The 20,754-nt window shown below is 60.0% G+C and carries 14 protein-coding genes; 1 reads left to right on the forward strand and 13 read right to left on the reverse strand.

Translation table 11 applies throughout. The features are described 5' to 3' along the window. Window positions 1-31 precede the first annotated feature (31 nt). From PA598K_RS27835 to PA598K_RS27875, 9 genes are all read right to left on the reverse strand, one after another. Window positions 32-1,402: an ABC transporter substrate-binding protein gene (locus PA598K_RS27835; RefSeq protein ID WP_128660070.1), complete on the reverse strand. Its 1,371-nt coding sequence runs from the start codon at window positions 1,400-1,402 to the stop codon at window positions 32-34. 747 nt (window positions 1,403-2,149) lie between these two features. Continuing rightward, window positions 2,150-3,649 (reverse strand): glycoside hydrolase family 43 protein, encoded by a 1,500-nt coding sequence (locus tag PA598K_RS27840; protein ID WP_260405648.1) that lies wholly within the window; start codon window positions 3,647-3,649, stop codon window positions 2,150-2,152. A 133-nt stretch (window positions 3,650-3,782) separates the two neighbouring features. Further along, the gene (locus PA598K_RS27845; RefSeq protein ID WP_128660072.1) at window positions 3,783-5,420 is read right to left on the reverse strand and encodes a response regulator transcription factor; all 1,638 of its coding nucleotides are present in this window, start codon (window positions 5,418-5,420) and stop codon (window positions 3,783-3,785) included. Then, a complete protein-coding gene (locus tag PA598K_RS27850; RefSeq protein ID WP_307719899.1) occupies window positions 5,421-7,160 on the reverse strand; it encodes a sensor histidine kinase in 1,740 nt (579 codons plus the stop codon). It abuts the gene before it with no gap. Between the two features lie 101 nt (window positions 7,161-7,261). Beyond that, the gene (locus tag PA598K_RS27855; RefSeq protein ID WP_128660073.1) at window positions 7,262-8,941 is read right to left on the reverse strand and encodes an extracellular solute-binding protein; all 1,680 of its coding nucleotides are present in this window, start codon (window positions 8,939-8,941) and stop codon (window positions 7,262-7,264) included. A 224-nt stretch (window positions 8,942-9,165) separates the two neighbouring features. After that, window positions 9,166-10,869, reverse strand: a complete 1,704-nt coding sequence (locus tag PA598K_RS27860) for an RICIN domain-containing protein (RefSeq protein WP_260405649.1) — start codon at window positions 10,867-10,869, stop codon at window positions 9,166-9,168. Between the two features lie 35 nt (window positions 10,870-10,904). After that, complete coding sequence (locus tag PA598K_RS27865) at window positions 10,905-11,405, reverse strand: DUF1854 domain-containing protein (protein WP_128660074.1); 501 nt, start codon at window positions 11,403-11,405, stop codon at window positions 10,905-10,907. Continuing rightward, a complete protein-coding gene (locus tag PA598K_RS27870; protein ID WP_128660096.1) occupies window positions 11,405-13,600 on the reverse strand; it encodes an ABC transporter ATP-binding protein in 2,196 nt (731 codons plus the stop codon). The genes PA598K_RS27865 and PA598K_RS27870 overlap by 1 nt, the downstream gene beginning before the upstream one ends. An 829-nt stretch (window positions 13,601-14,429) precedes the next feature. Beyond that, a complete protein-coding gene (locus PA598K_RS27875; RefSeq protein WP_128660075.1) occupies window positions 14,430-14,681 on the reverse strand; it encodes a hypothetical protein in 252 nt (83 codons plus the stop codon). 210 nt (window positions 14,682-14,891) lie between these two features. Here PA598K_RS27875 and PA598K_RS27880 point away from each other — a divergent pair, with 210 nt between their 5' ends. Beyond that, window positions 14,892-15,347: a hypothetical protein gene (locus PA598K_RS27880; protein ID WP_128660076.1), complete on the forward strand. Its 456-nt coding sequence runs from the start codon at window positions 14,892-14,894 to the stop codon at window positions 15,345-15,347. 30 nt (window positions 15,348-15,377) lie between these two features. On the opposite strand, the gene PA598K_RS27885 is transcribed toward PA598K_RS27880, so the two are convergent. The 4 genes from PA598K_RS27885 to PA598K_RS27900 form a co-directional block, all read right to left on the reverse strand. Continuing rightward, window positions 15,378-16,655 (reverse strand): rhamnogalacturonan lyase family protein, encoded by a 1,278-nt coding sequence (locus PA598K_RS27885; protein WP_128660077.1) that lies wholly within the window; start codon window positions 16,653-16,655, stop codon window positions 15,378-15,380. A 138-nt stretch (window positions 16,656-16,793) separates the two neighbouring features. Beyond that, window positions 16,794-18,380, reverse strand: coding sequence for an extracellular solute-binding protein (locus PA598K_RS27890; RefSeq protein ID WP_128660078.1), 1,587 nt, complete (start codon window positions 18,378-18,380; stop codon window positions 16,794-16,796). 278 nt (window positions 18,381-18,658) lie between these two features. Beyond that, window positions 18,659-19,543, reverse strand: a complete 885-nt coding sequence (locus PA598K_RS27895) for a carbohydrate ABC transporter permease (RefSeq protein ID WP_128660079.1) — start codon at window positions 19,541-19,543, stop codon at window positions 18,659-18,661. Window positions 19,544-19,616: 73 nt separating this feature from the next. Next, window positions 19,617-20,585 (reverse strand): ABC transporter permease, encoded by a 969-nt coding sequence (locus PA598K_RS27900; protein ID WP_128660080.1) that lies wholly within the window; start codon window positions 20,583-20,585, stop codon window positions 19,617-19,619. Between the last annotated feature and the right edge of the window lie 169 nt (window positions 20,586-20,754).

Consider the following 20,754-nt stretch of genomic DNA (forward strand, 5'->3'; position numbering starts at 1 on the left):
AAAATGGGGACTGACGAATGATTCTTGCTTGTTATTGATACACCTCGTCAATCGCCGCCTGGATCGGCGCCTTGTACTTCTCAATGACCGTGGATACCGAGATGCCTTGCTCGATCTCTGCGACCATGTCGAAGTAAGGAAGCGACGGGAACGAGTTGCGGTCGATAATGTTCATGTTGTCTCCAGCCAGTCTTGCGTTGGCAATATCGTCTTCGTTGTCGAAGTTGGTCTCCAGCCCCTGTTGACCCGGGTAGTCATAGATCGATTCGATATCGTTGATCTTCTCCCAGATGTACATCAGCTGCTCCGGATTCTCCACGACCTTCGGGATGGTCAGGAACTGAACAGCCGGCTCATGGGCATGGTACGTCGAGGCGCTTGGGCCTTTCGGGAACGGCACGAAGCCGATATCGAAGTCCGGCATATCCTGCTTCAGTCCGGATGCCTCATAGTCAGCACCCGCGTACATCAATACATTGCCCTGGCGGAAAAACTGTCCCGGCTCGGTCCAGTCGCCGCCCTCGGTCGGACGCGCTACGCCTTCCGTCGCCATCTTGGAGATGAAGTTCAGCGCTTCGACGACCTTCGGATCGTCCAGATTATGCTTGTCGCCGTTCACCAGATCCGTCTCGTTGGCAGCCAGCGCTTGCTCGGTCAGCGAGCTGCCCGCCAGCCCCCACGTGTCGATCTTGGAATCGTTGTTCGTATCCTGATTCGCTTCCTTGGCGACCTGGATGAAGGTCTCCCAGTTCCAGTTGTCCTCATTCACATACTCTTGCAGCGGCTTCAGGCCGAGGTTTTTCATCAGCGTGCGGTTGTAGTAGATGCCGGTGATCAGGTTGCTGCGTCCCTCCGAGAAGCCATAGCCGCGGCCCTCGTACTGGGAGTACAGGTTGGTGATGCGCTGATTGAACACATTTTCGTTGCTCGTATATTCGTCGACTGGCCAGAACATGCCTTGCTTGGTCAACGTCGGGATCATGTACGCCTTGCCCATCCGTACGATATCGCCGAGCGGCTCGCCAGCCATCAGGGAGGCGACGACGCGCTCCTGATACTCGCCGTAGTCGACTGCGATGTACTCGATATCGAAGTTATGCTTGGCTTTCAGCGCCTCGAGATTCTCTTTGCGCTGGATGTTGTCCGGATTGTCCTCCGGTATCGTCATGTCCCACCAGGAGACGACCTTGATTACCCGTCCGCCCATATCAAAGTCCATCTCGTTGCTCGCGGTCGCATCCGGCTCCTCGCCGCCGTCGTTCTCCGTATTTTCAGTGACCGGCGGCTCGTTGCCGGGGTCTTCGGTAGACGGGCCATTGCCTCCGTTCCCGCTGCTGCATGCAGCCAGTGCGATCGCCAGCATCAGACTGAGAAGCGTAAGCCAAACCTTGTTTGCCTTCATGGTTCTCCCCCTCAATTGTTGTTCTACTACGAAATTGTAGCGCTTTCAAATAGGGGCAACAACCTGTGAAACCGCAGGTTTTTAACCTGTCGGTTTATAGGTTTTTTGCATCTTTTCAACCTGTCCGATTACAGCCCGAAAACAAGGAAAACAGCGGGATATATAGTAAAGGAATGGTGCTTTCTTTCTCGCCCATTCCTTGAGATACTAGTAGTGTTTTGCAAATTTATCGCTGCGTTTGGAGTGGCGTTTTTTTCATGGGAAGGATCGGCGCCTTGGGTCGAGGAGGCACTTTGAGTTGAGTTGCTTCGGCCCTCTCGAGGGCGGAGCGGCACTTTTGAGTCGCATCGGTACTTTCGGGGAGGAGCGGGCACGTGTGTTATCGGACCTTTCGGGGACGGAGCGGCGCGACACTTTGAATGGCTGCGGCTCTCTCAGGCGGAGAGGCATGTTCGAGTCGCATTGGCCCTCTCGGTGGCGATCGGTGGGGTTGGAGGGGCTCGCTGTGACTCCAGCGGCTTCGGGTCGCTGCGTTCTCCCCCGAGCCCCCTCGTTTACCGGCAGGCGGCGATACTTGGGCGATTTTTCGCACAAGTCGAGACTGGTGGGACGGACGTGGCGCCTGTCCCTAGCCATCGCGGCTCTCCAAGCAAAAAAAGGCGCATGCCCGTCACTCGGACATGCGCCTCTTGATATTGCCGTGTCGCCCTACGCCTGCGTCTTGAAATAGCCGCTCCGCGCCCCCGCCTACCGCTCGAACTGCCACGCGGCGAGACGGAACAGCTCGGCCTCCGGCGCGCCCTGGAACACCAGGTACAGGTCGTGCGTGCCGCTCGCTCCCGACACCTCGGCCGTCAGCTCGACAGTCTCGCCCGACGCCAGCGCTGGCACCTCCAGCGCGCCGATCGACTCGCCCTCGGCGCTGGAGAGGCGCAGCTCGATCGTGCCGCCTGCGCCCGCTCCGGCCAGCCAGGCGCGGAACGTCTTCGCCCCCTCGCCGAAGTCGACCGACGCTTGCGCGACCCAGTCGCCGGTCTGGATATCGGCTACTTGCGTGCGCGCAGGCTCTGCCGCCGCCTCCGTCGTAATGCCAGCATTCCAGGCCATCGTCACGCCGCGCGTTGGCGCATACGGATCGAAGGACTGCAGCTGCGGCACGCCCTCGTACGAGGCTGCGATCTCCTGGATCAAGCCGGACGCCGCGTCGAATTCGACTGGATTGAGATGGGTCGAGCGGTAGCCCTTGGCGACGCCCATCGCCTTGGACAACGTCTGCGCATGATAGGCGATATACCAGCTGTCCCGGAACTCAAAGATCGCATGGTGGTTATTACCGCCGACGCCGAAGAAGTGCATCGGGTTTTTCAGAATGGAGCCCTGATACGTCCACGGCCCCATCGGATTGTCGCTCGTCATGTAGATGATCTCGCCCGCCCGCGGGCTGCCCTCCTCGCGGACGCCGTCATAGAAGTTGGAGCAGTAGGTGTAATAGTACTGGCCGTTCACCTTGTTGATGCCGGAGTTCTCGAACATGTATGGCGCCGGGATCACCTCCGCCGTGCCGACGACGCTCGTCATGTCGGGGCCCAGACGCATGACGCGGGCCGTATTCGGCTCGGCGAACTGTCCCTCGGGGACGCCGCCGCCAAAGTAGATATACGCTTCGCCGTCATCGTCCACCAGCACGGCAGGGTCGAACAGCCAGGTCACCGCTTCGACTCCGGGGGTCTGGCGGGTGATGAGCGGCTTGCCGATCGGATCGACCCACGGCCCCTCGGGGCTGTCGCTCGTCAGCACGCCGATGCTGGTCGCATTGTTGGCGAAGTAGAGGAAGAAGCGGTCCTGTCCGTCGATCACCTTGTGCGCGGCGGCAGGCGCCCACGACTGTGTCGCCCAGGTCGCTGCACCCTGCGGTCCGGCCACGGCGATCGCGCCATGATCCGTCCAGTTCATCAGATCGGACGAGGAGATCAGATGGAGCTTGTTGATCGAGCTATAGGAGTTCTCTTTGATCTCGCCCGCCCCGTCATGCTCCAGCACATCGCCGGTCATATACAGATAGACGCGGTCGTCGTAGACGAGCGCATACGGATCGGCGCCGAACTTGTGGCCCATCAGCGGGTTGCCGTGCGGCGGCTGCTTGCCGAGCGCAGCGGCCAGCTTCGCTTCGACTGGCTTCGTGTCCGCTCCCGCATCCTGGACCGGATCTTTTTCCTCTGCGGAGAGGTTTGAGTTTGCATTCGTCATGGGAGAATCTCCTTTTTGTTTGATATTATCGGACGGCGTTTCATAGATAGCTAGAATTATCATAACTGACGCGATAACAATCGTCAAAATCCCTGCCCATCGCCACTTGCGGGAGGTGCTCATCGGTCTGCTCTCACTCTCCTACGCTGCTTAGTGTGTCCCGGTACTCCTGCGGGGTCATCCCCAGCGATTTTTTGAAGAAGCGTGTAAAGGAATGCGCTGCCTCGTAGCCGACCGCCGACGCCACGTCGCGCACCTTCAGATCGCCGAGCTCCAGCAGCTTTTTGGCCTTGCGGACCCGGCACTGATCGATGTATTCGGAGAGGTTGATGCCTTGCTCCTGCTTGAACAGGCGGGACAGATAAGACGGGTTGAAGTAGTGGATCTCAGCCAGCCGCACGAGCGACAGATCGTCGCCCAGATGATCCTGGATGTACTGACAGATCCGCTCGATCACATGCGCCGTCCGGTCCTTGGCATCCATCCGCCGCACGGCGAAGATCCGCTCGGCGATCAAGCGCAGATACTCCACTCCCTTGCGCAGCGAGGCATGCTCGTCGAGCCGCATCAGCCGGCCATAATCGCCGACATGACTGTGCAGCCCCCATCGGTTGATCGAGGAGAGGAGCATGAGCGCCAGCGCATAGTAGGTCTCCTGACTGCGCTGGGCGAGCGTATCCGGCTGCTGCATGATCGCCGTCACCTCGTCGAACAGCTCGACGAACGACTCCTCGCGCCCGGCCTCCAGATGAGCGGTCATCTGCTCCACCTTCTGGCTCACTCTGCCGCTCTCGCGTACCGGAGTCGCCTCCTGCCGCTCCGAGCGGTCGGTGTAGATCATCGAGATGCCGTCGCCGATCCGCATCTGTTGCTGCTGGCGCAGCCGCTCATGCTGCTCTCTGACGTCGCGCCATTCGCAGGGTGAGCCGCTGATCGTAAAGGAGACCGGCAGCCCCAGCGACTCCATGCAGGCTTCCTGGACGAGCTCCAGCGTGCCCTCGAGATACCGCACTGTATGCTGCACCACTTTTTCCTCGGCATAGATCGATGGCTGGATGAACCATACCATGTCGCCATGCTTGTCGGTCGTGCCGGCGCTGCGGGCCGGGCTGCCGAGGAACTGCCGCCAGATGACCTGCACGGCCGCCATGATCTCCTGCTTGGCCGCATAGGACGCGCCCTCCGGGAAGAACAGATGCCCGAGCGCCAGCAGCACCGGCGTACCCGGATCAAGCGTCAGCTGACAGCGGCCGAAGTCCCGCTCCATGCTCTCGGGGCATTCGGCCAGACTCGAGCTCTCATGCAGCAGATGGCGCAGATAGTCGCTCTGCGCCAGATACGCGAGCGCATCGGTCTGCTCGCGCGACTGCCTCACCAGCTCGCTCATCCGGCTGCTATGGTCGATCTCCTCGATGACCTCGGCGATCGTCTCCGTCACCTTGGAGTAGCCCTCGGTCTTGAGCAGATAGCGCACCTGCGGCATCTGGAACGCTTGATACGCATAGTCGAACTCGCTGTACCCGGTCAGGAAGACGATCCGGCAGCGAGGCCAGTAGGTGAGGATCTGCTGAGACAGCTCCAACCCCGACATCCCCGGCATCCGGATATCCGTCAGCACGATATCGATCCGCGTCCGCTCCATCCATTGCAGCGCCTCCCTGCCGGAGTACGCCCGGCAGATATCGAGCTTCTCCGGCATGAGCCGGTGGAACACCTCATACAGCCCATCCGTAATAATCTCCTCGTCATCTACGATCAATAGCCGATACATCTATATCCCCTCCTCCAGTCTGATGCGGATGACGACCTTGAGACCGCCCAGCTCGCTTCGCGAGAGCTGCAGCCCGCTGCCTTCGCCGAAGGTCAGCAACAGTCGCCGGTGGATATTCATAATCCCGGTCATCTCATACGATTCGGTCGGATGCGCCAGCTTGTGCCGGAGCGTGGCGAGCGTGTCCTCGTCGACCGCCTCGCCGTTATTTTCGATGCAGATGCCGATGCTGCCCGCCTCTTCCTCGAAGGTGACGCGCAGCAGCCCCTCGTCGAGTACCTTTTCCAGACTGTGCTCATACGCATTTTCGATGATCGGCTGGATGATCAGCCGCGGCACGCGGATGCTCGCCATCGCCTCCGGCAGCTCGTCGAAGCGTACCTGGATGCGCCGCGAGAAACGCAGCTTCTGGATCTCGGTGTACATGCGAGAGTGCCGCACCTCCTCGGAGAGGGGGACATGGTCCTCGCCGTTGCGGGTGATGAACCGGAAGTACTCGCCGAGCATGTCGGTGAACTGCTCGATCCGCTCGACATCCCCGGTCTTGGCCAGCGAGTTCAGGATGAAGAAGCTATTGTACAGGAAATGCGGGTTGATCTGGGACTGGAGCTGCTTCAGCTCGGCCCGCTGCATCATCATCTTCTGCTTGAAGTCCTGGTCGATCAGGCTTTGCAGCTTTTTGAGCATATGGTTAAAGCGATGGTACAAATATCCGAATTCGTCCTGTGGCTCATGCTTGATCCGAATGTTCAATGCGCCTCCCTCCATTCGTTTGAAGCTCTGGACAAGCAGCAGCAGCGGCCTGTGGATGAGCCTGTACGTCGAGTATGAGATCAGGACGATAGCCATGAGGGAAGCGATAGCGAAAACCCAGGCCCAATTATAGAACTTGGCCAACGGTCGCCGGACTGTCTCTTCGGGCAGATACGTCGCTATCGTCAGCCCGAGCGAGTCCGAATAGGCTTGGTCGACCCGATACAGCACGCCCTCCAGCTCGAGCAGCGCGCTACTCGCTTGGGGCGACTGGCGCACAGCCAGGTAGCTCTCGACGATCGCCGCCGAGTCGGGATCGCTCGTCAGCGCAAAGCCCGAGCGCTCGGAGAGCAGGAATGCTCCGCTCTCTGGATACAGATGTACCTGCTGCAGCGATTCCCGCAGCCCCTCGGCGTCCAGCTCGATCTGGACGATGAAGAGCGGCGGCTCGGCCCGGCGGCCGCTGAATTTGGCCGCGCTCATATGGAGCGTATCGCCCCAGCGGATGAGACGGTTCTCGCGTCGGATCGAGGCGACGTCGAACCGCGTGAAGCGTTCGGCATCGAAGTCGTTGATTGCGTTGGAAGCAGACACCGTCTTGCCCATAGTGCGGATATGCACGTAGATATCTCTGATGAAGGCGCTGCTGTTTTTAAAGGAGGTGAGACGGTTCGCAACGTAGTTGAGCCGCTCCCGCTGCTCCGCCGCGTCCATATTCGACCACATGACCGCCAGCTTGTTGAGGCTGTCATCCTCGAGGATATCGAACTGCTGCAGTCCCATCCATTCGACCTCGCGTTGCAGCTCATCGAGATATCGCTCCAGCTGCATATTGGTCGCCCGGGAGATGTCCTCGGTAGCGCTCTTGTAATTCCACTGATAGAGATAGAAGCCAAGCATGATGATCGGCATGATCACCAGCACATAGGTGACGACCAGCCGCATGAAGATTGATTTGCGATAACGGATCGCAGGGAATTTGAACAAGATTCCGCCTCCAATGGATTGCCAGATGCCTGCTGTCTGGGCGTTGCCGAGGTCAGACGATCTCGCCGCGATCAGACGGCGCTTCTGCAGACGAGCGCCGCCTAAGACCGGTTGCGCTCTCTCTGCCAACGGTTGACCTCGGCCGTGATCGCCTCGCCGCCCAGCGCGTGCCAGTCCTCGACGAATGCGTCGAAGTCCGACAACGGGCGTCCCATGATGATGTTGATATACGTCTCGTGCTGCAGATTGGAGAGGATAAACTGCCGGTCGATCATCGCCTCCGTCGGCGCGCCCGCAAATCCGTCCATCAAAAACTGGCCTTTCTGCTCGTATTGCTCGACAATGCTGAACGCCCCCTCCGGGCCATACGTCCGCTCCCATCCCCATCCGGTATCGCGATCCTCACCCCCGGCCTGGTAGATCGAGATGTTTTTGTGGATGGCGCGAGCTTCCGCCTGCAGACGGGTATAGTCGCCGGTTCGCCTCGCCTCCTCGAGCTGGCGATAGGCGTCGAGATTTTTGCGTCCCGGATATGGCGTCACCGGCGAGAGCTGCCATACCGGCTGAGGCGTGCTGTAATATTTCTCGTAATCGGCCGTCTCGCCCCAGTTTTTCTCCAGGTGGAGATTAAACAGCTTCAGCAACGCCTCGGGATGCTCGTAGCCCTTGCGCACCGCAAAAAACTGGCTCGGGCTCACCTTGAGCGGCACCCGAGGCAAGGCGTCCGTAGCCGATACGATCGGGAACGCCTGCCACTGCGCGTCGGACTCGCCGGCGCGGCTCGGCTGCACGAAAAAGGAGCTCCACTGCTCGCCATAGACGAGACCGATGCGGCCCTCGGCGATGTCGCGCTGCACCTTCAGGCCGCTTTTGAGCCCGAACTCGCTGTCGATCTGACCGTCCAGATACATCTGACGCAGCACAGCCAGCGCCTCCTTGACCTCCGGCTGGATGCCGCCGTAGACGAGCCTGCCGTCGCCGTCATCGATCCAGATGTTCGGGTACGCGCCATAGCCCGCCATGAAGCCGACCAGACCGGCGACCGGGTCCCAGATATGACTGGCAATCCCCAGTCCATACGTGTCGCTCGCGCCCGAGCCGTCGGGATCTCGATCTGTAAACGCTTCCGAAATCGCCAAAAGCTCCTGCATCGTCGTCGGCGGCTGCAAATCAAGCGCTTCCAGCCAGTCGGTGCGCAGCCAGATAAACATCGCTTGCTCCACAGACCCGCTCGTCTCCGGTATGCCCATCAGCCGGCCGTCGATCGTCCCCATATCGAGCGGGCCCGGCCCTTCCTCGTTCAGAATCTCGCGCGTCAAGGGCGACGCATAGGCTTCGTACACATAGGTAAGATCCTGCAATTGATTGGCGTTGCTCAGTCGTCTAAGCTGCTGCGCGTTAACTCGGACAACATCGGGGATCGCGCCAGAGGCGAGCGACACGCCCATCTTCTGATGAAAGAGCACGCCCTTATCCACCCAATCGTAACGAATCCGGATGCCCAGCTCCTCCTCGTACAGCCTTGTCCAGCGATTATCCAGCAGCGACTCTCCCGGCAGACCGGCGATCATATCCTCCAGCGAATCGGTCGTCTCGCGGACCATGCCGATCTCGATCGCAGGCTCATAGGGCGCGAAGGCCGGGTTGCCGTCCGTATCCGGAGGGGGCGAACTGATCGCTCCCGTCTCCGGCTGCTTTGGACTGTTGTCCGCGCAGGTGACCAGCACCGGCAGCAGCATCAGCACTGCGAGTCCAAGCTTGATGACCTGTGTAGATGTCATGCGCCAGCATCACTCCATCTTTAGTAGAACTAAGTCAACTCTGTCCGTACCTCTAATTATCAGAAACGATTCCGCCGCTGACAACCCGCATTTCTTTGTATCATTACCCTCCTTTTACTCTGTTGCGCCTTGCGCGCATGCTTTATTATAACTTGAACCGGATGCGGCGAAAAACGGGGAAAAAGAGGAGCCTGCATTTCCTCGGGCAGGCTCCCCCTCCTTATCTAAGCGTCGATTCTGACCAACTGCCACTGCTGATGATTGTCGCCGCGATACGGATTTTGCTGGAGCTTCGCTCCGTCCGCGCCCGAGGCTCCCGCCACCTCGACCGCTTTGTTGCTGTTGACGTTGAGGATGCTGTAATAGCCGTTGCTCAGCCGGATCAGCCGGAAGCGCTGGGCGTTGTTGGTCAGGTCCTGCATGAGCTGGATCACTTCGTTGTTGTTGCTCGTGCCGTTGCGGACGTCCATCACCTTGCCGTCGCTCGAGCTGACGCTGCGCAGCCGGTAGATGTTCGTCGAGGTGCCCATGTCGGTGGCTACCCATTGCTGCGCCGTCGCATTGTTGTCCGGCCATTGCTGCAGCTGCAGCTGGTTCGTGTTCTGGCCGCCCGGGACGTCGATCGCCTTGCCGGAGGCGCGATTGATCAGCTTGTAGGTGCCGCCTGAGGTGATGCGGTTCCAGACGCCGTTCCACGGTACGGTCTGGGCGCGTTCGTAATACCATTCGAAGATAAAGCGGGCCATCCCGTCCCTCGCGGCATTGCCGTCATACTTCAGGCCTGCCGTCGGATCGGCAAACGAGCTGCGCGGTCCCGGCTCCAGCAGGAAGCCGTTCATATGAATGGCGATGCTCACATTGCCCGAGGAGGTGAAGATCGACTTGGTGTTTTTGCCGAAGCCGGCGTTGGTGCCATCGAAGAGCGTCCAATACTGCGAATCGCCGGGCAGCCATTTATACCACGTCGTCTCCGTAATATTGATCGGGAAGTTCTGGGCGCAAGGCTGGATGTTGGTGTTCCATTGCTGCTGCAGGATCGAAAGGTTGTCGTTGGCTCCGTAGCCCGGATACCAGTGAACGGCGTAGCCCAGATTGTTGAGCGGGTCGGTCAGCGGATGCGAGGCGCAGAGCTGGTAGTATTGATCCCACCCGAGGCCGGCCGCCCAGATAACATTGTCCGCGCCTTGATTGCGGATCGTCGAGATGATCGAGTTCTGGAAGGTGCGCAGCGAGTTCCAGAAGGCGACGAAGTCAGGGTCCGACGGATGTCCGCCCCAGCGGCCGTTGGCATACGACTTGACCGGCTCGTTGACGATCTCGAACATGACGTTGTCGGCGCTTTTGATCTCCGGCCGGGAGGCCAGGTAGCCCCAGATCTGATTGAACTTGTCGAGGTTGCCCTGGGTCGTCGCCTCGTCGTTGAGCAGCGTGAAGTCGAGGCCCAGCGTCACATACAGTCCCTTCGTCTTGGCATAGGCGATGTACGGGATGATGACGTTTTGCGTAACCGCTTGCAATCCAGCGAAATTATACGTCCCGGCCGCGACGTCGCCCATATCCTGCCGGTCGATGAAGAGACGGACCTGATTCATGTACCAGCCATGGTCGTTGCCGTATTTGGGCGAGGTATCGGTGAAGGTGTCGGTGATGTCCTTCAGATAGGCCAGCGTCGCTGCGTGTCGATTGTTGCCGTGGCGGCTCAGATAGTACTGGCTGTCCTGATAGGTCCAGTAGGCGCCGGTCGGCTGGTGCCAGCCGCTCAGCAGCACTTGCTCGCCGCTGCTGGTGACCAGATGCTTGCCGCTGACATGCAGCTTGGGTACCCCCGTGCCTGTCCAGGCCTCGGCCACCTGATTATCGATCGCGATAAAAGGCAGCAGCAGCGTACAGACCAGCCATACTTTGAGCATGTTCGTCCATCTTGGCAAAGGTATCATCTCCTTGGTATCGTTGTATTCGATCCTTACAAAAGCTCTGACAGCAGCTTGCGGCTATGCGCATCGAGGCGGCGCCAATCGGCGATCTCGCATCGCTTGCCGCTCTGGTCGCTCAGGATAATCCGGCCGTCGCCGGCGTAATGCAGATGCTCGTGCAGATTGCGCATGACCAGCCGGGTCGGTCCCAGATGGGTATGCAAGTCCCATAGCCACAGATCGGAGCGGAAGTCGACCCGCTCGATCCGCTCCACGCGCGGCAGGAAATAGCGGAGCTCCAGCTCCCGGACCAGCTCCTCGGCGCTCTCCGCGTCAAGCTCGGCGATCGAGCCGACCATGCCGAGTTCTTCCCCCTCCGCCGTCCGGATCGAGATGTAGCGGTCCGGATAGCTGAACGGGAAGGCCCGGTAGACGGTCAGCTCGGCATAGGGCTTGCCGTCGATGACGCCGCACAGGACGCCGCCCTTGCTCCGGCTCAGGGACACTGCGGTCGGCTGCAGCAAGCCCGTACGATCTCGATGATGCTCCATCAGCTCCCCACCCCTCTGATCTGCGATAGCTGCTGCTGGGCGTCCACCAGCTTGCGGTAGACGCCATCCGGCATGGCGAGCAGCTCCTCATGCGTGCCCACCTCGACGACCTTGCCCTTGTCGAGCACGACCAACCGGTCTGCGCCTCGCAGCGTCGATAGCCGATGGGCGATCGCGAAGGTCGTCCGCCCCCGGATCAGCCGGGCGATCGCCTCCTGGATCTGCCGCTCCGTCTCGGTGTCGACGGAGGCGGTCGCCTCGTCGAGGATGAGGACGCGCGGGTCGTGGATGATCGCTCTGGCGATCGCGACGCGCTGCTTCTCCCCTCCCGAGAGCTTGTGCCCCCGCTCGCCGACTCGCGTGTCGTAGCCGTCCGGCATCCGTACGATGAAGTCATGCGCGTTGGCCACCTTGGCCGCCTGCATGATCTCCTCCGGCGTCGCATCCGGCTTGGAGTAGGCGATATTGTCGGCGATCGAGCCATCGAACAGGAACGTCTCCTGGAGGACGACGCCGATCTGCCGGCGCAGCTCCGACTGGGCGATCTCGCGGATCGGGATGCCGTCGATGCGGATCACGCCTTCATCCGTGTCGTAAAACCGGCATAGCAGGTTGATGAGCGTCGACTTGCCGGCGCCGGAGTGGCCGACCAGTCCGATCATCTCGCCAGGCTGGACATGCAGCTCGACGTCCCGGAGTACCGGGTGATGCTTCTCATAGCCGTACGTTACGCCTTCGAATCGCACCTCCCCCTGGATCATCCCCGGCGAGCGGGGCGACGAGACATCCATCACGTCCGGCTGCGTATCCATGATCTCGAATACCCGATGCGCCGCCGCCATCGCATTGCCCGCCCAGCTGATCATCTGGCTGAACCACTGCAGCGGTCCGAACAGCATCCCCAGGTAAGCGATCATCGCGATCAGCACACCGAGCTGTAGATCGGCCCCCAGCACCTTGCCGCCGCCCGAGTACCAGATCAGCAGCGTGCTCAGTCCGGCGATGAAGCCGAAGGCCGGGAAGATAAACTGCCACATCCCCTCGGTCCGAACGTTGTTGCGGATCACCTCGCCATTGGCCATCCCGTAGCGGCTCGTCTCCTCGCGCTCGCGCCCGAACGCCTTGATCACCCGGATGCCCTGCAGCGAATCGCCGACCAGCGTGTTGAGCCGGAAGATCGAGCGCCACTGCTGATACAGCAGGCGGCCGATCCGCGGCCACAGCTTCATCGAGGTGAGCAACATAATCGGCATCGGCAGTAGCGCGAGCAGTGCCAGCTGCCAGTCCATCGACAGCAGGATGGCGAAGATCGCCACGATCCGCAGCGTCTCGCCGCACACATACATGACGCCCTCGGTCATAAACTGCCGCATCGACTCCGCATCGCTGTTGACCCGGCTAATAAACTGCGACGTCTGCCGCCGATCGAAAAAAGCGAGCGACAGCTTCATCAGCGCGTCATAGATGTCGCGCCGGATGTCGCCCATCAGCTTGGAGCCGACCCACGCGCCGATGTAGCCGCGCACCGCCTGCATCAGCGCCATCATGAGCATCGTCGCGCCCAGCCCGACAATCAGCGGCAGCAACAGATCGGCGCTGCCCGTGGGCTGGAGCACATCGTCGATCATCACCTTGGTCAGATAGGGCGGGATCAGCTCCAGCGCCGTCGTCAGGATGAGCAGGACGGCGGCGATCGCCATCCGCAGACGATACGGCTTGGCATACCGGAGCATCCGGACCGCAAGCTTGCCGTTGTTGGCGCAGAGCTGGCAGATCGCCGTCGACTCGGGGAGCGGCGCGCCACAGCTCGGACAGTGGCGCAGACGATCCTGCTCCGACATCGCCGGCGGCTCCTCGCCCTTGGCGAGCGCGCCGATCAGCTTGGCCGCATAGTTGAACACCGGCGTCAGCGCCGCCGTGTATCGGACCAGCGTCGCCGGCCCTTCGTATGTATCAGCGATCAGCGCGCCCCCGCCGATCGCGCCGACAGCGCGGGCGTCTTTGATCTCCTGGAGGGTCAGCCGACAGACCGGCGTTCCCTCCTCCTTCCAGACCGAGACGCCCTGCTCGGTGACAGCGATCCAGTGGACGCCAAAGCTCCCGTCGGCGACCCGATCGGTCTGGTAGCTGAACAGCAGCCGCTCGCCCGATAGTTGGCGTTGCAGACGCTCCGGTAGTTGGTCTTGCATAGTCATCACTTACGCTTCTCCTTTTGACTGGCATCGTTTAGTAATCGCTTACATTATTGCTATCGAGACATGCCCCCCTTTCGGCACATTATCCTGACGCATCTCTAATTATCAGGATCAGGCGTGATCGGGACAAGCTGCAATTGTTTGCTTCGTTACCCGTTTTTTACCATGTTGTAGTGGGTAACCTTCGTGTTCGTGACGTTCCCTGATTGCGTTTGCTCGACGTCCCCTAACGCGTGCGCTCCTCTGATGCTCATCGCGACGTCCCCTGGTACGTGTTGGCGGCCCCCTAATGTGTGTTCGCAACGACACTGTCATCCCTTCAGGTCATTTCGGATTCTGGTGATGGCCGTTAGCCCATGTTCGATTGTAACGCTCGCCCTCGGCCTTATTTAGTCGAAAATGCAGGGGCTCACAGGCTAACGCTTGCCACGGAGCTTATTTTGGTAAAACAGCGCTAAAACAGGCATTTTTTCGCAAATAAGCGCCAGGGCGAGCGTTACGTTTTCCGCACACGCAAAAAACGACAAATAAGTGCCAGGGCGAGACTTAGAGTCGGTCGCACCCTACGATGCGCGCTCCCGTGGGCCAGGTAAGACGACGTTTACACCGAGCTCCACCCTAGACTATCTCTTCGCGCGATCCTCCGCCAAATTAGTACCTTGGTGGAGCGAACGAACAGATTAACGCTAGTTTGTGGTTAAACCTCTAAGTTTCTTAGCCTCGTTCTCATCGCCTGCTTACGCACAATTCCTAAGCAATCAGCAAAAGCCCATGACGTCACGTCATGGACTGCTTCTTCTTGCCGCTTATTCATGCTTTCGGTTCTCTATTACTTATCCGGGGACCAGTCCCCCTCCCACCTTGCTTGGCGAAATTTGATGCTGACCAATATCAGAATCCCCAGATGACAGACGAATGCAATAATCCACGGCAAGAAGTCGAGCCACGTCAGCTCCACTGGGCCGTTCCCGACCGGTCCGACCTTGGGACGATTGTTATCCCATATCCTGTACCAGATCATGAGCGGAGTGAAAAGCACAACCATGCCAGAGACGACCATGACGAACACATAACGCGCCATCGAGCCATGCCTCCTTCCTCGTATTCCCTTACCTGTTATACGCAGGAAGAGGAGAGGGTGTTGCATAGTCAGGGAGGCACTCGACCGCTACGCCCCTTTCATAACCACTTTAATTGATTCGCTCTCTATTTTTTACAATAAATGCAACAAAATCAACCTTTTATGTGTCATAGTAGATGTAATTCATTCTAGCTAAGGAGAGTTACCGGAATGTTGAAAAGGAAATTTGTGATCGTTTTGGCTGCTGCTGTACTTTCCATCACTGTTATCATTGGCTTGAATTCTGCCATCAAGGAGGAAGATTTACAAGATCACGATGGAACGAAACATCTTGTGATTCCAGTCGATGTAGAAGATGTCGTTGCGGCCGCGCCAGCTTCGATCGATAACGAACAGAAAGCTCAGAATGAGCAGCGGAACCTAAATAGCTTCAGTGAGCCTGAACTTAAGGAAATCCAAGAGAAGTTAAGAGATAAGGAGCATCTCGGAGTGACACTTACTGCTATAAAGGTTGATGCCAACAAGGTTGATATCTATATCTCAGAGGAAAATTACAAGAAAAACAAAAATGATATCCTTGATGACATCAATCCATCTGCGGTTCATTTTATTTTTGGCGACTTCAAAGTGGTCGATCAGGCAGCTTACATACCCGGCGAACACTGATATCCAGGGACAAAGGCGAAAGCTTCGCGATCAGCAAGACACCCCGTACTCTCCGCCGGGATAAAGCGTCGCATGATGGAGCCGCTTGGGCTGTCGCAGCGGCTGTCCGGGGCGCGCTGCTGCCAGCGTGCCCGGCTCGGCCGCCCAGATCGACGCCTGTTGGTCATCATATATGAGCACATGCGTCCGCCCGGCCCCGGTCAGGTCGCCGTACTGGACATACCCGTCGACCGGGAAGGCCCAGGCGGTGCGCCCGTGACCGTCCAGCAGCGCGGGCAGGACGCCGCCGCCCCGTCGGTAGGCGAGGATGTAGTCGAGCGCCCCGCCATCCCAGCCGCGCAGCGTCTCGATGATCGTCAGCCAGCCCTTCGTCTGCCGGTCCTCCTTCCATAACTCCCGACCATGACGGTCGAGCAGGAAGATGCCGTCGCGGCCACTCGCCGCCCCCTGATCTCCGCGTACGATCCGATCCAGTCCGGCTACCTGCAGCCCGGGCTCGTCGCTGCGATATCGCCCGAGCGCCACATGCTGGGATTCGATGGAGCCGTCATAACGCCATAGCTCGCGTCCGCCAAAGTCGTACATCACGGTGACGCTGCCGCCGACGACCAGCTGCCGGGTGCCGTCGCCGAGCACATCGCCAATCCAGAGACAGTCGGCATGGTCGTCGAGATCCCGGCACGACCAGAGCGGCGTCCCGTCATGATCCAGCATCGTATACCCCGCCATCACCTCGTCGCGCCCGTCGCCGTCGATATCGTGCACCCATGGATAGTGGCCCGGGTTGCCTTCATGCGTCCACAGCAGACGCCAGTCGGCGTCCATCGCCCATAGCCGTCGGTACCGATCCTTCAGGATGATGTCGCTGGCGCGCTCGCCCCCGCTCAGATTGGCGACGATGATGCAGTCATGTGCCAGCTCGTCCGGCAGCTCCCGCGACTCGCGCACGACACCGGTCCTGCCGTCGATGATGCGGAACTGCCGGTCCATCACACACAGCAGCTCGCAGCAGCCGTCGCCGTCGATGTCGTACAACTGCGCCGGATAGTCCGAGCCCGGTCCGCCAGCCTCGGGATCCGGCGCGCCCACCTGCCATAGCAGCTCGCCGTCGAGGCTATAGGCGGTGGCGCACTGCACCTGATGCGGCACATATCGGTCATCGATGCCGCCATCGGCCTGGATCATGACAACCTCCATCCGGCCGTCGCCGTCGATATCTCCCAGCAGCATCTTGCAGCGCGCGCCCACTCCTGTGATATCGATCGTGCCCAGACGCGCCGGGACTTGCGCATTTCCGGTTTCACTCATATTATCGTCCTCCTCTAGCCGCCAGAGGGGCGCAGCCTGCGCCGCGCCCCTTCGATTTGCATTTATCCAGCGTCGCGGTCCTTATCCCACATCATTGCTTTTTCCCACTTCGCCGCCTTTATCCAGCAGCCATTACCTTTATCCGGCAGCCTGCGCCTCCTGGTACAGCTTGTTGATCTCGGCGATGTAGTCGTCGCCGCCGCTTGTGCGCCACAACTGGAACGCTTCCTCCAGGCCCGCCTCGTCGATCTGGCCGACGATGTACTTGATGCGGGCGTCGTTGACGATATTGTCGAGCTGCTGCCCCTTCTGGGCGTACACATCGGAGATGAGCGGCTCCGCCGGGTTGGCGACGACGATCTCCTCGTTGGCCTTCTGCACCTCGTTGACCTTGTCGTTAATCTCGGTCGACTCCAGCGTCGGCGTCTCCGGTCCGATGAACATGAGCATCTGATTCATCGAGCGCAGCTCGGTCGAGAGCGCCACGTCGTCCGCTGTGATCAGCGGATGGATGTAGCCGTCCACCATCTCGTAGTGCCGTCCCTCGATACCGTAGCCGAGCAGCATCTGCATCTCCTCGTCGTTGAGCCGATCCAGGAACTCCAGCACGCGGCGCAGCTCCTCCTCCGTCTTCACCTGCGACTTGGAGATGGCGATAACGTTGGCGTAGCCGGAGGTCGGCATGTCGCGATGTCCCTTCGGCCCGACCGGCGCCTGGAACACATCGACGTACGGCTTATCCCGCTGCTCCTTGTCCTGCATCTTGTCGTTGATGCGGCGAGCCGCGTCGGCGACGTCGACGAGCACACCCGCCTCGCCGTTGATGATCGAGTCGTTCCATACCGCCGGGTCCATCACCGGGAAGTCGGCATTGACGAGCTCCTCTTCATACAGCTGGCGGAAAAACTTCAGCGCCTCCAAATATTCCGGTGTCGTATGCGCCGGCACGAGCGAGCCGTCCGCCGCCTCGCCCCACTTGTTCGGCGCGCCGAACCAGGTCTGCATAATGTCCCACGGACCGGCGTACTTCGTAATGACGATGCCATACGTATCGTCCTTGCCGTTCTGATCCGGGTCGTCCTCCTTGAACGCCTTGAGCAGCGCGTAAAACTCGTCGATCGTCTTCGGCGCAGGCAGCCCGAGGTTCTCCATCCAGTCGCGGTTGATCGTCACGCCCATCCGTCCGAGCACACGGCCGCGGTAGATGCCGTACGTCTTGCCATCGATGGAGGAGTTATTGAGGATAATCGGGTTGGCCTGACTCAGATTCGGATAATCCTGCAGGTACGGACCCACCTCCCAAAATGCGCCGGAGCGCGCCGCGTTGATAAAGCTCGCCGAGTTGCGGTCGACGACCATGAGCGTCGGCAGCTGCCCGGAGGCAAGCGTAATGTTCATCTTGTCAGGATAGGAGCTGTTCGGCACGAACTGAATCGTAATGTCGGTGTTCGTCGCCTCCTCCAGCGCCTTCAGCACCGGCGAGTCCTTGCCTGGCAGATCGGTCTCGAAGGCCGGGATCATAAAGCTCAGCTTGAGCGGCTGCTCCTGCGCGCCGCCGTTAGTCTCCTGCCCGTTCGTCCCTCCTGTGGCCGGCTTCTCGCCGCCGGCTCCGGCGCCTGCATTCGTGCCGCCGTTGCCGCCGGAGCACGCCGACAGCAAGCCGAGGACGAGCGCCGCGCTCAGCAGCCCCATCGTCTTGCGTTTCCACCCTGAGTGTCTGTTCATCTGTTAACCTCCCTCGTATAATGTACAGCTCAAGTACAGCCTGATGCGCCGCGCAGCCGGGCTTGGCTAGGTCGCTGTGGTCGCTGCCATCTGCGTTCAGCGGACGGCGAGTGGTCCGCCAGGCCCAGACTACGGTCGCTCTATGGAAGCCGGCGGCTCGGCCCTCCCTTCCGGGACGGCCCACGCTGCCGGTCTGCCAGCATTCATTGTATATCTGTCGTGCGGCTAGCGACGCACGTCCCCTCCCGGCATGCCGATCTGTCGTGCGGGCAGCGACGCTACCCTTTGATCGAGCCGAGCAGCACGCCTTTGGCGAAGTGCTTTTGCAGGAATGGATAGAGCAGCAGGATCGGCAGCGTGCCGACGACGATGACCGCCATCTTGACCGCCTGATCCGGCGGCCGCACGAAGTTAGGGTCCATGTTGCTCAGATCGCCGACCGCCAGCTGCGAGAGCATGACCATCTCGCGCAGCACGACCTGCAGCGGCCACTTCGTATGATCGTTCAGATAGAGCAGCGCCGAGAAGAAGTTGTTCCAATGGCCGACCGCGTAGAACAGCCCGAAGGTCGCGATGACCGGCTTGGACAGCGGCAGCACGATCCGCCAGAGGACGCCGATCTCCGTGCAGCCGTCGATGCGCGCCGATTCCTCGAGACCCGGGGGCAGCTGCTGGAAGAAGTTTTTGATGACGATCAGGTTGAAGGCGCTGATCGCGCCCGGCAGGATGACGGCGGCGTAGCTGTCGATCAGGCCAAGCTCCTTGACCACCAGATACGACGGGATCATGCCGCCGCTGAACAGCATCGAGAAGATGACCAGGTTCATGATCGTATTGCGCCCCATCAGATCCTTGCGCGAGAGCGCATAGGCCATCGTCAGCGTAAACATCAGATTGGTGATCGTCCCCGTCACGGTGATGAAGATCGAGACGCCGATGCTGCGGAAGATCGTATTCGACGAGAAAATATACTGGTACGCCGCCAGCGAATAGTCGCGGGGGATGATGAAGAAGTCCCGCGCGGCCAGCTCCGCCTCCGTCGTGAACGAGCCGGCGATGATGTAGACGAAGGGCAGGACGGTGACGCAGGCGAAGATCGTCAGGAATAAATAATTGGCGACATCGAACAACCGCTCACCGAGCGTATCGTGACGCGAATGCACAAGGGATTCCTCCTTTCATAGCTGAGAGCTGTCACCGGGCAGCGTCTAGGGTGTGTCCGCATGCAGACATGCCCTAGTACAGCCCCTCCTTGCCCATCCGCTTGGCCAGCCAGTTGCTGCCGAAGATGAGCACGATGCCGACGAGCGACTTGAACAGGCCGATCGCGGTACTGTAGCTGAATGCCCCCTGCGTGATGCCGACAAAGTAGACGTACGTGTCGAACACGTCGGCGACGCTGCGGTTAAGCGAGTTGGTCATCAGGAAGATCTGCTCGAAGCCGTTGTCGAGGAAGTTGCCCAGACGCAGGATGAGCAGGATCGAGATGACGCCGCTGATCGCCGGCAGCGTGATGTGCCAGAGCCGCTGGAAGCGGCTGGCCCCGTCGACGACGGCCGCCTCGTACTGCTCGACATCGACCGAGGCGAGCGCTGCCAGGAAGATGATCGTGCCCCAGCCCGTCTCCTTCCACATGATCTGCAGGATGATGAGCGGGCGGAACCAGTCGGGATCGGCCAGGAAGTTGAAGCTGCGACCGGTCAGCTGCTGGATGAGCGCGTGCAGCACGCCGCCCTGCGTCGTCAGGAACACATAGGTCATGCTGGCGACGATGACCATCGAGATGAAGTGCGGCACATAGACCATCGTCTGGACGAAGCGCTTGAAGATGCCGACGCGGATCTCGTTGAGCAGCAGCGCGACGATGATCGGCGCCGGGAAGAAAAAGACGAGATCGTAGACGGCCAGGATAAAGGTGTTGCGCAGCAGCCGGGCGAAGTCCGGATTGCCGAAAAAATTGCGAAAGTGGTCCAGCCCAACCCACGAGCTCTCCCAAAATCCGAGGAACGGCTGAAAGTTCTGAAAGGCGATCAGCACGCCCCACATGGGCAAATACTTGAATACGAGAAAATACAGTAGTCCCGGAAGAAGCAGTACGTAGAGCCAGCGGTCCTTCTTGATCCGGGCGGTCCATGAACGCTTCTGCCGTTCGGGCAGCGGCTGCTGCGCCTTGCGGTTGTTGCTTGCTTGCGCGGTCGTCTCCATCGGCTCTTCCTTTCTGTCGAGATTCGGGATTTGGCTTCCTGCCTCCGAGTATTGCAGAACTTTGGGAGCGCCTTCAATTCCACTTTTTTGCTGCTTTTGCGTAATGGCTGTACCCCGCGCCAGGCCTGGGATGGCGAGCGCGATGGTACTTTTTTGATCGCTGACGCGC

The sequence above is a fragment of the Paenibacillus sp. 598K genome, assembly GCF_003851045.1.
Classification (GTDB): Bacteria; Bacillota; Bacilli; order Paenibacillales; family Paenibacillaceae; genus Paenibacillus_D.

What these genes read in the sequence shown, in the direction of transcription:
- PA598K_RS27855 (WP_128660073.1), bottom strand. Translation starts at nt 8,941, where the DNA reads ATGACATCTACACAGGTCATCAAGCTTGGACTCGCAGTGCTGATGCTG.
- PA598K_RS27840 (WP_260405648.1), bottom strand. Translation starts at nt 3,649, where the DNA reads ATGACGAATGCAAACTCAAACCTCTCCGCAGAGGAAAAAGATCCGGTC.
- PA598K_RS27880 (WP_128660076.1), top strand. Translation starts at nt 14,892, where the DNA reads ATGTTGAAAAGGAAATTTGTGATCGTTTTGGCTGCTGCTGTACTTTCC.
- PA598K_RS27835 (WP_128660070.1), bottom strand. Translation starts at nt 1,402, where the DNA reads ATGAAGGCAAACAAGGTTTGGCTTACGCTTCTCAGTCTGATGCTGGCG.
- PA598K_RS27885 (WP_128660077.1), bottom strand. Translation starts at nt 16,655, where the DNA reads ATGAGTGAAACCGGAAATGCGCAAGTCCCGGCGCGTCTGGGCACGATC.
- PA598K_RS27870 (WP_128660096.1), bottom strand. Translation starts at nt 13,600, where the DNA reads ATGACTATGCAAGACCAACTACCGGAGCGTCTGCAACGCCAACTATCG.
- PA598K_RS27865 (WP_128660074.1), bottom strand. Translation starts at nt 11,405, where the DNA reads ATGGAGCATCATCGAGATCGTACGGGCTTGCTGCAGCCGACCGCAGTG.
- PA598K_RS27890 (WP_128660078.1), bottom strand. Translation starts at nt 18,380, where the DNA reads ATGAACAGACACTCAGGGTGGAAACGCAAGACGATGGGGCTGCTGAGC.
- PA598K_RS27845 (WP_128660072.1), bottom strand. Translation starts at nt 5,420, where the DNA reads ATGTATCGGCTATTGATCGTAGATGACGAGGAGATTATTACGGATGGG.
- PA598K_RS27875 (WP_128660075.1), bottom strand. Translation starts at nt 14,681, where the DNA reads ATGGCGCGTTATGTGTTCGTCATGGTCGTCTCTGGCATGGTTGTGCTT.
- PA598K_RS27900 (WP_128660080.1), bottom strand. Translation starts at nt 20,585, where the DNA reads ATGGAGACGACCGCGCAAGCAAGCAACAACCGCAAGGCGCAGCAGCCG.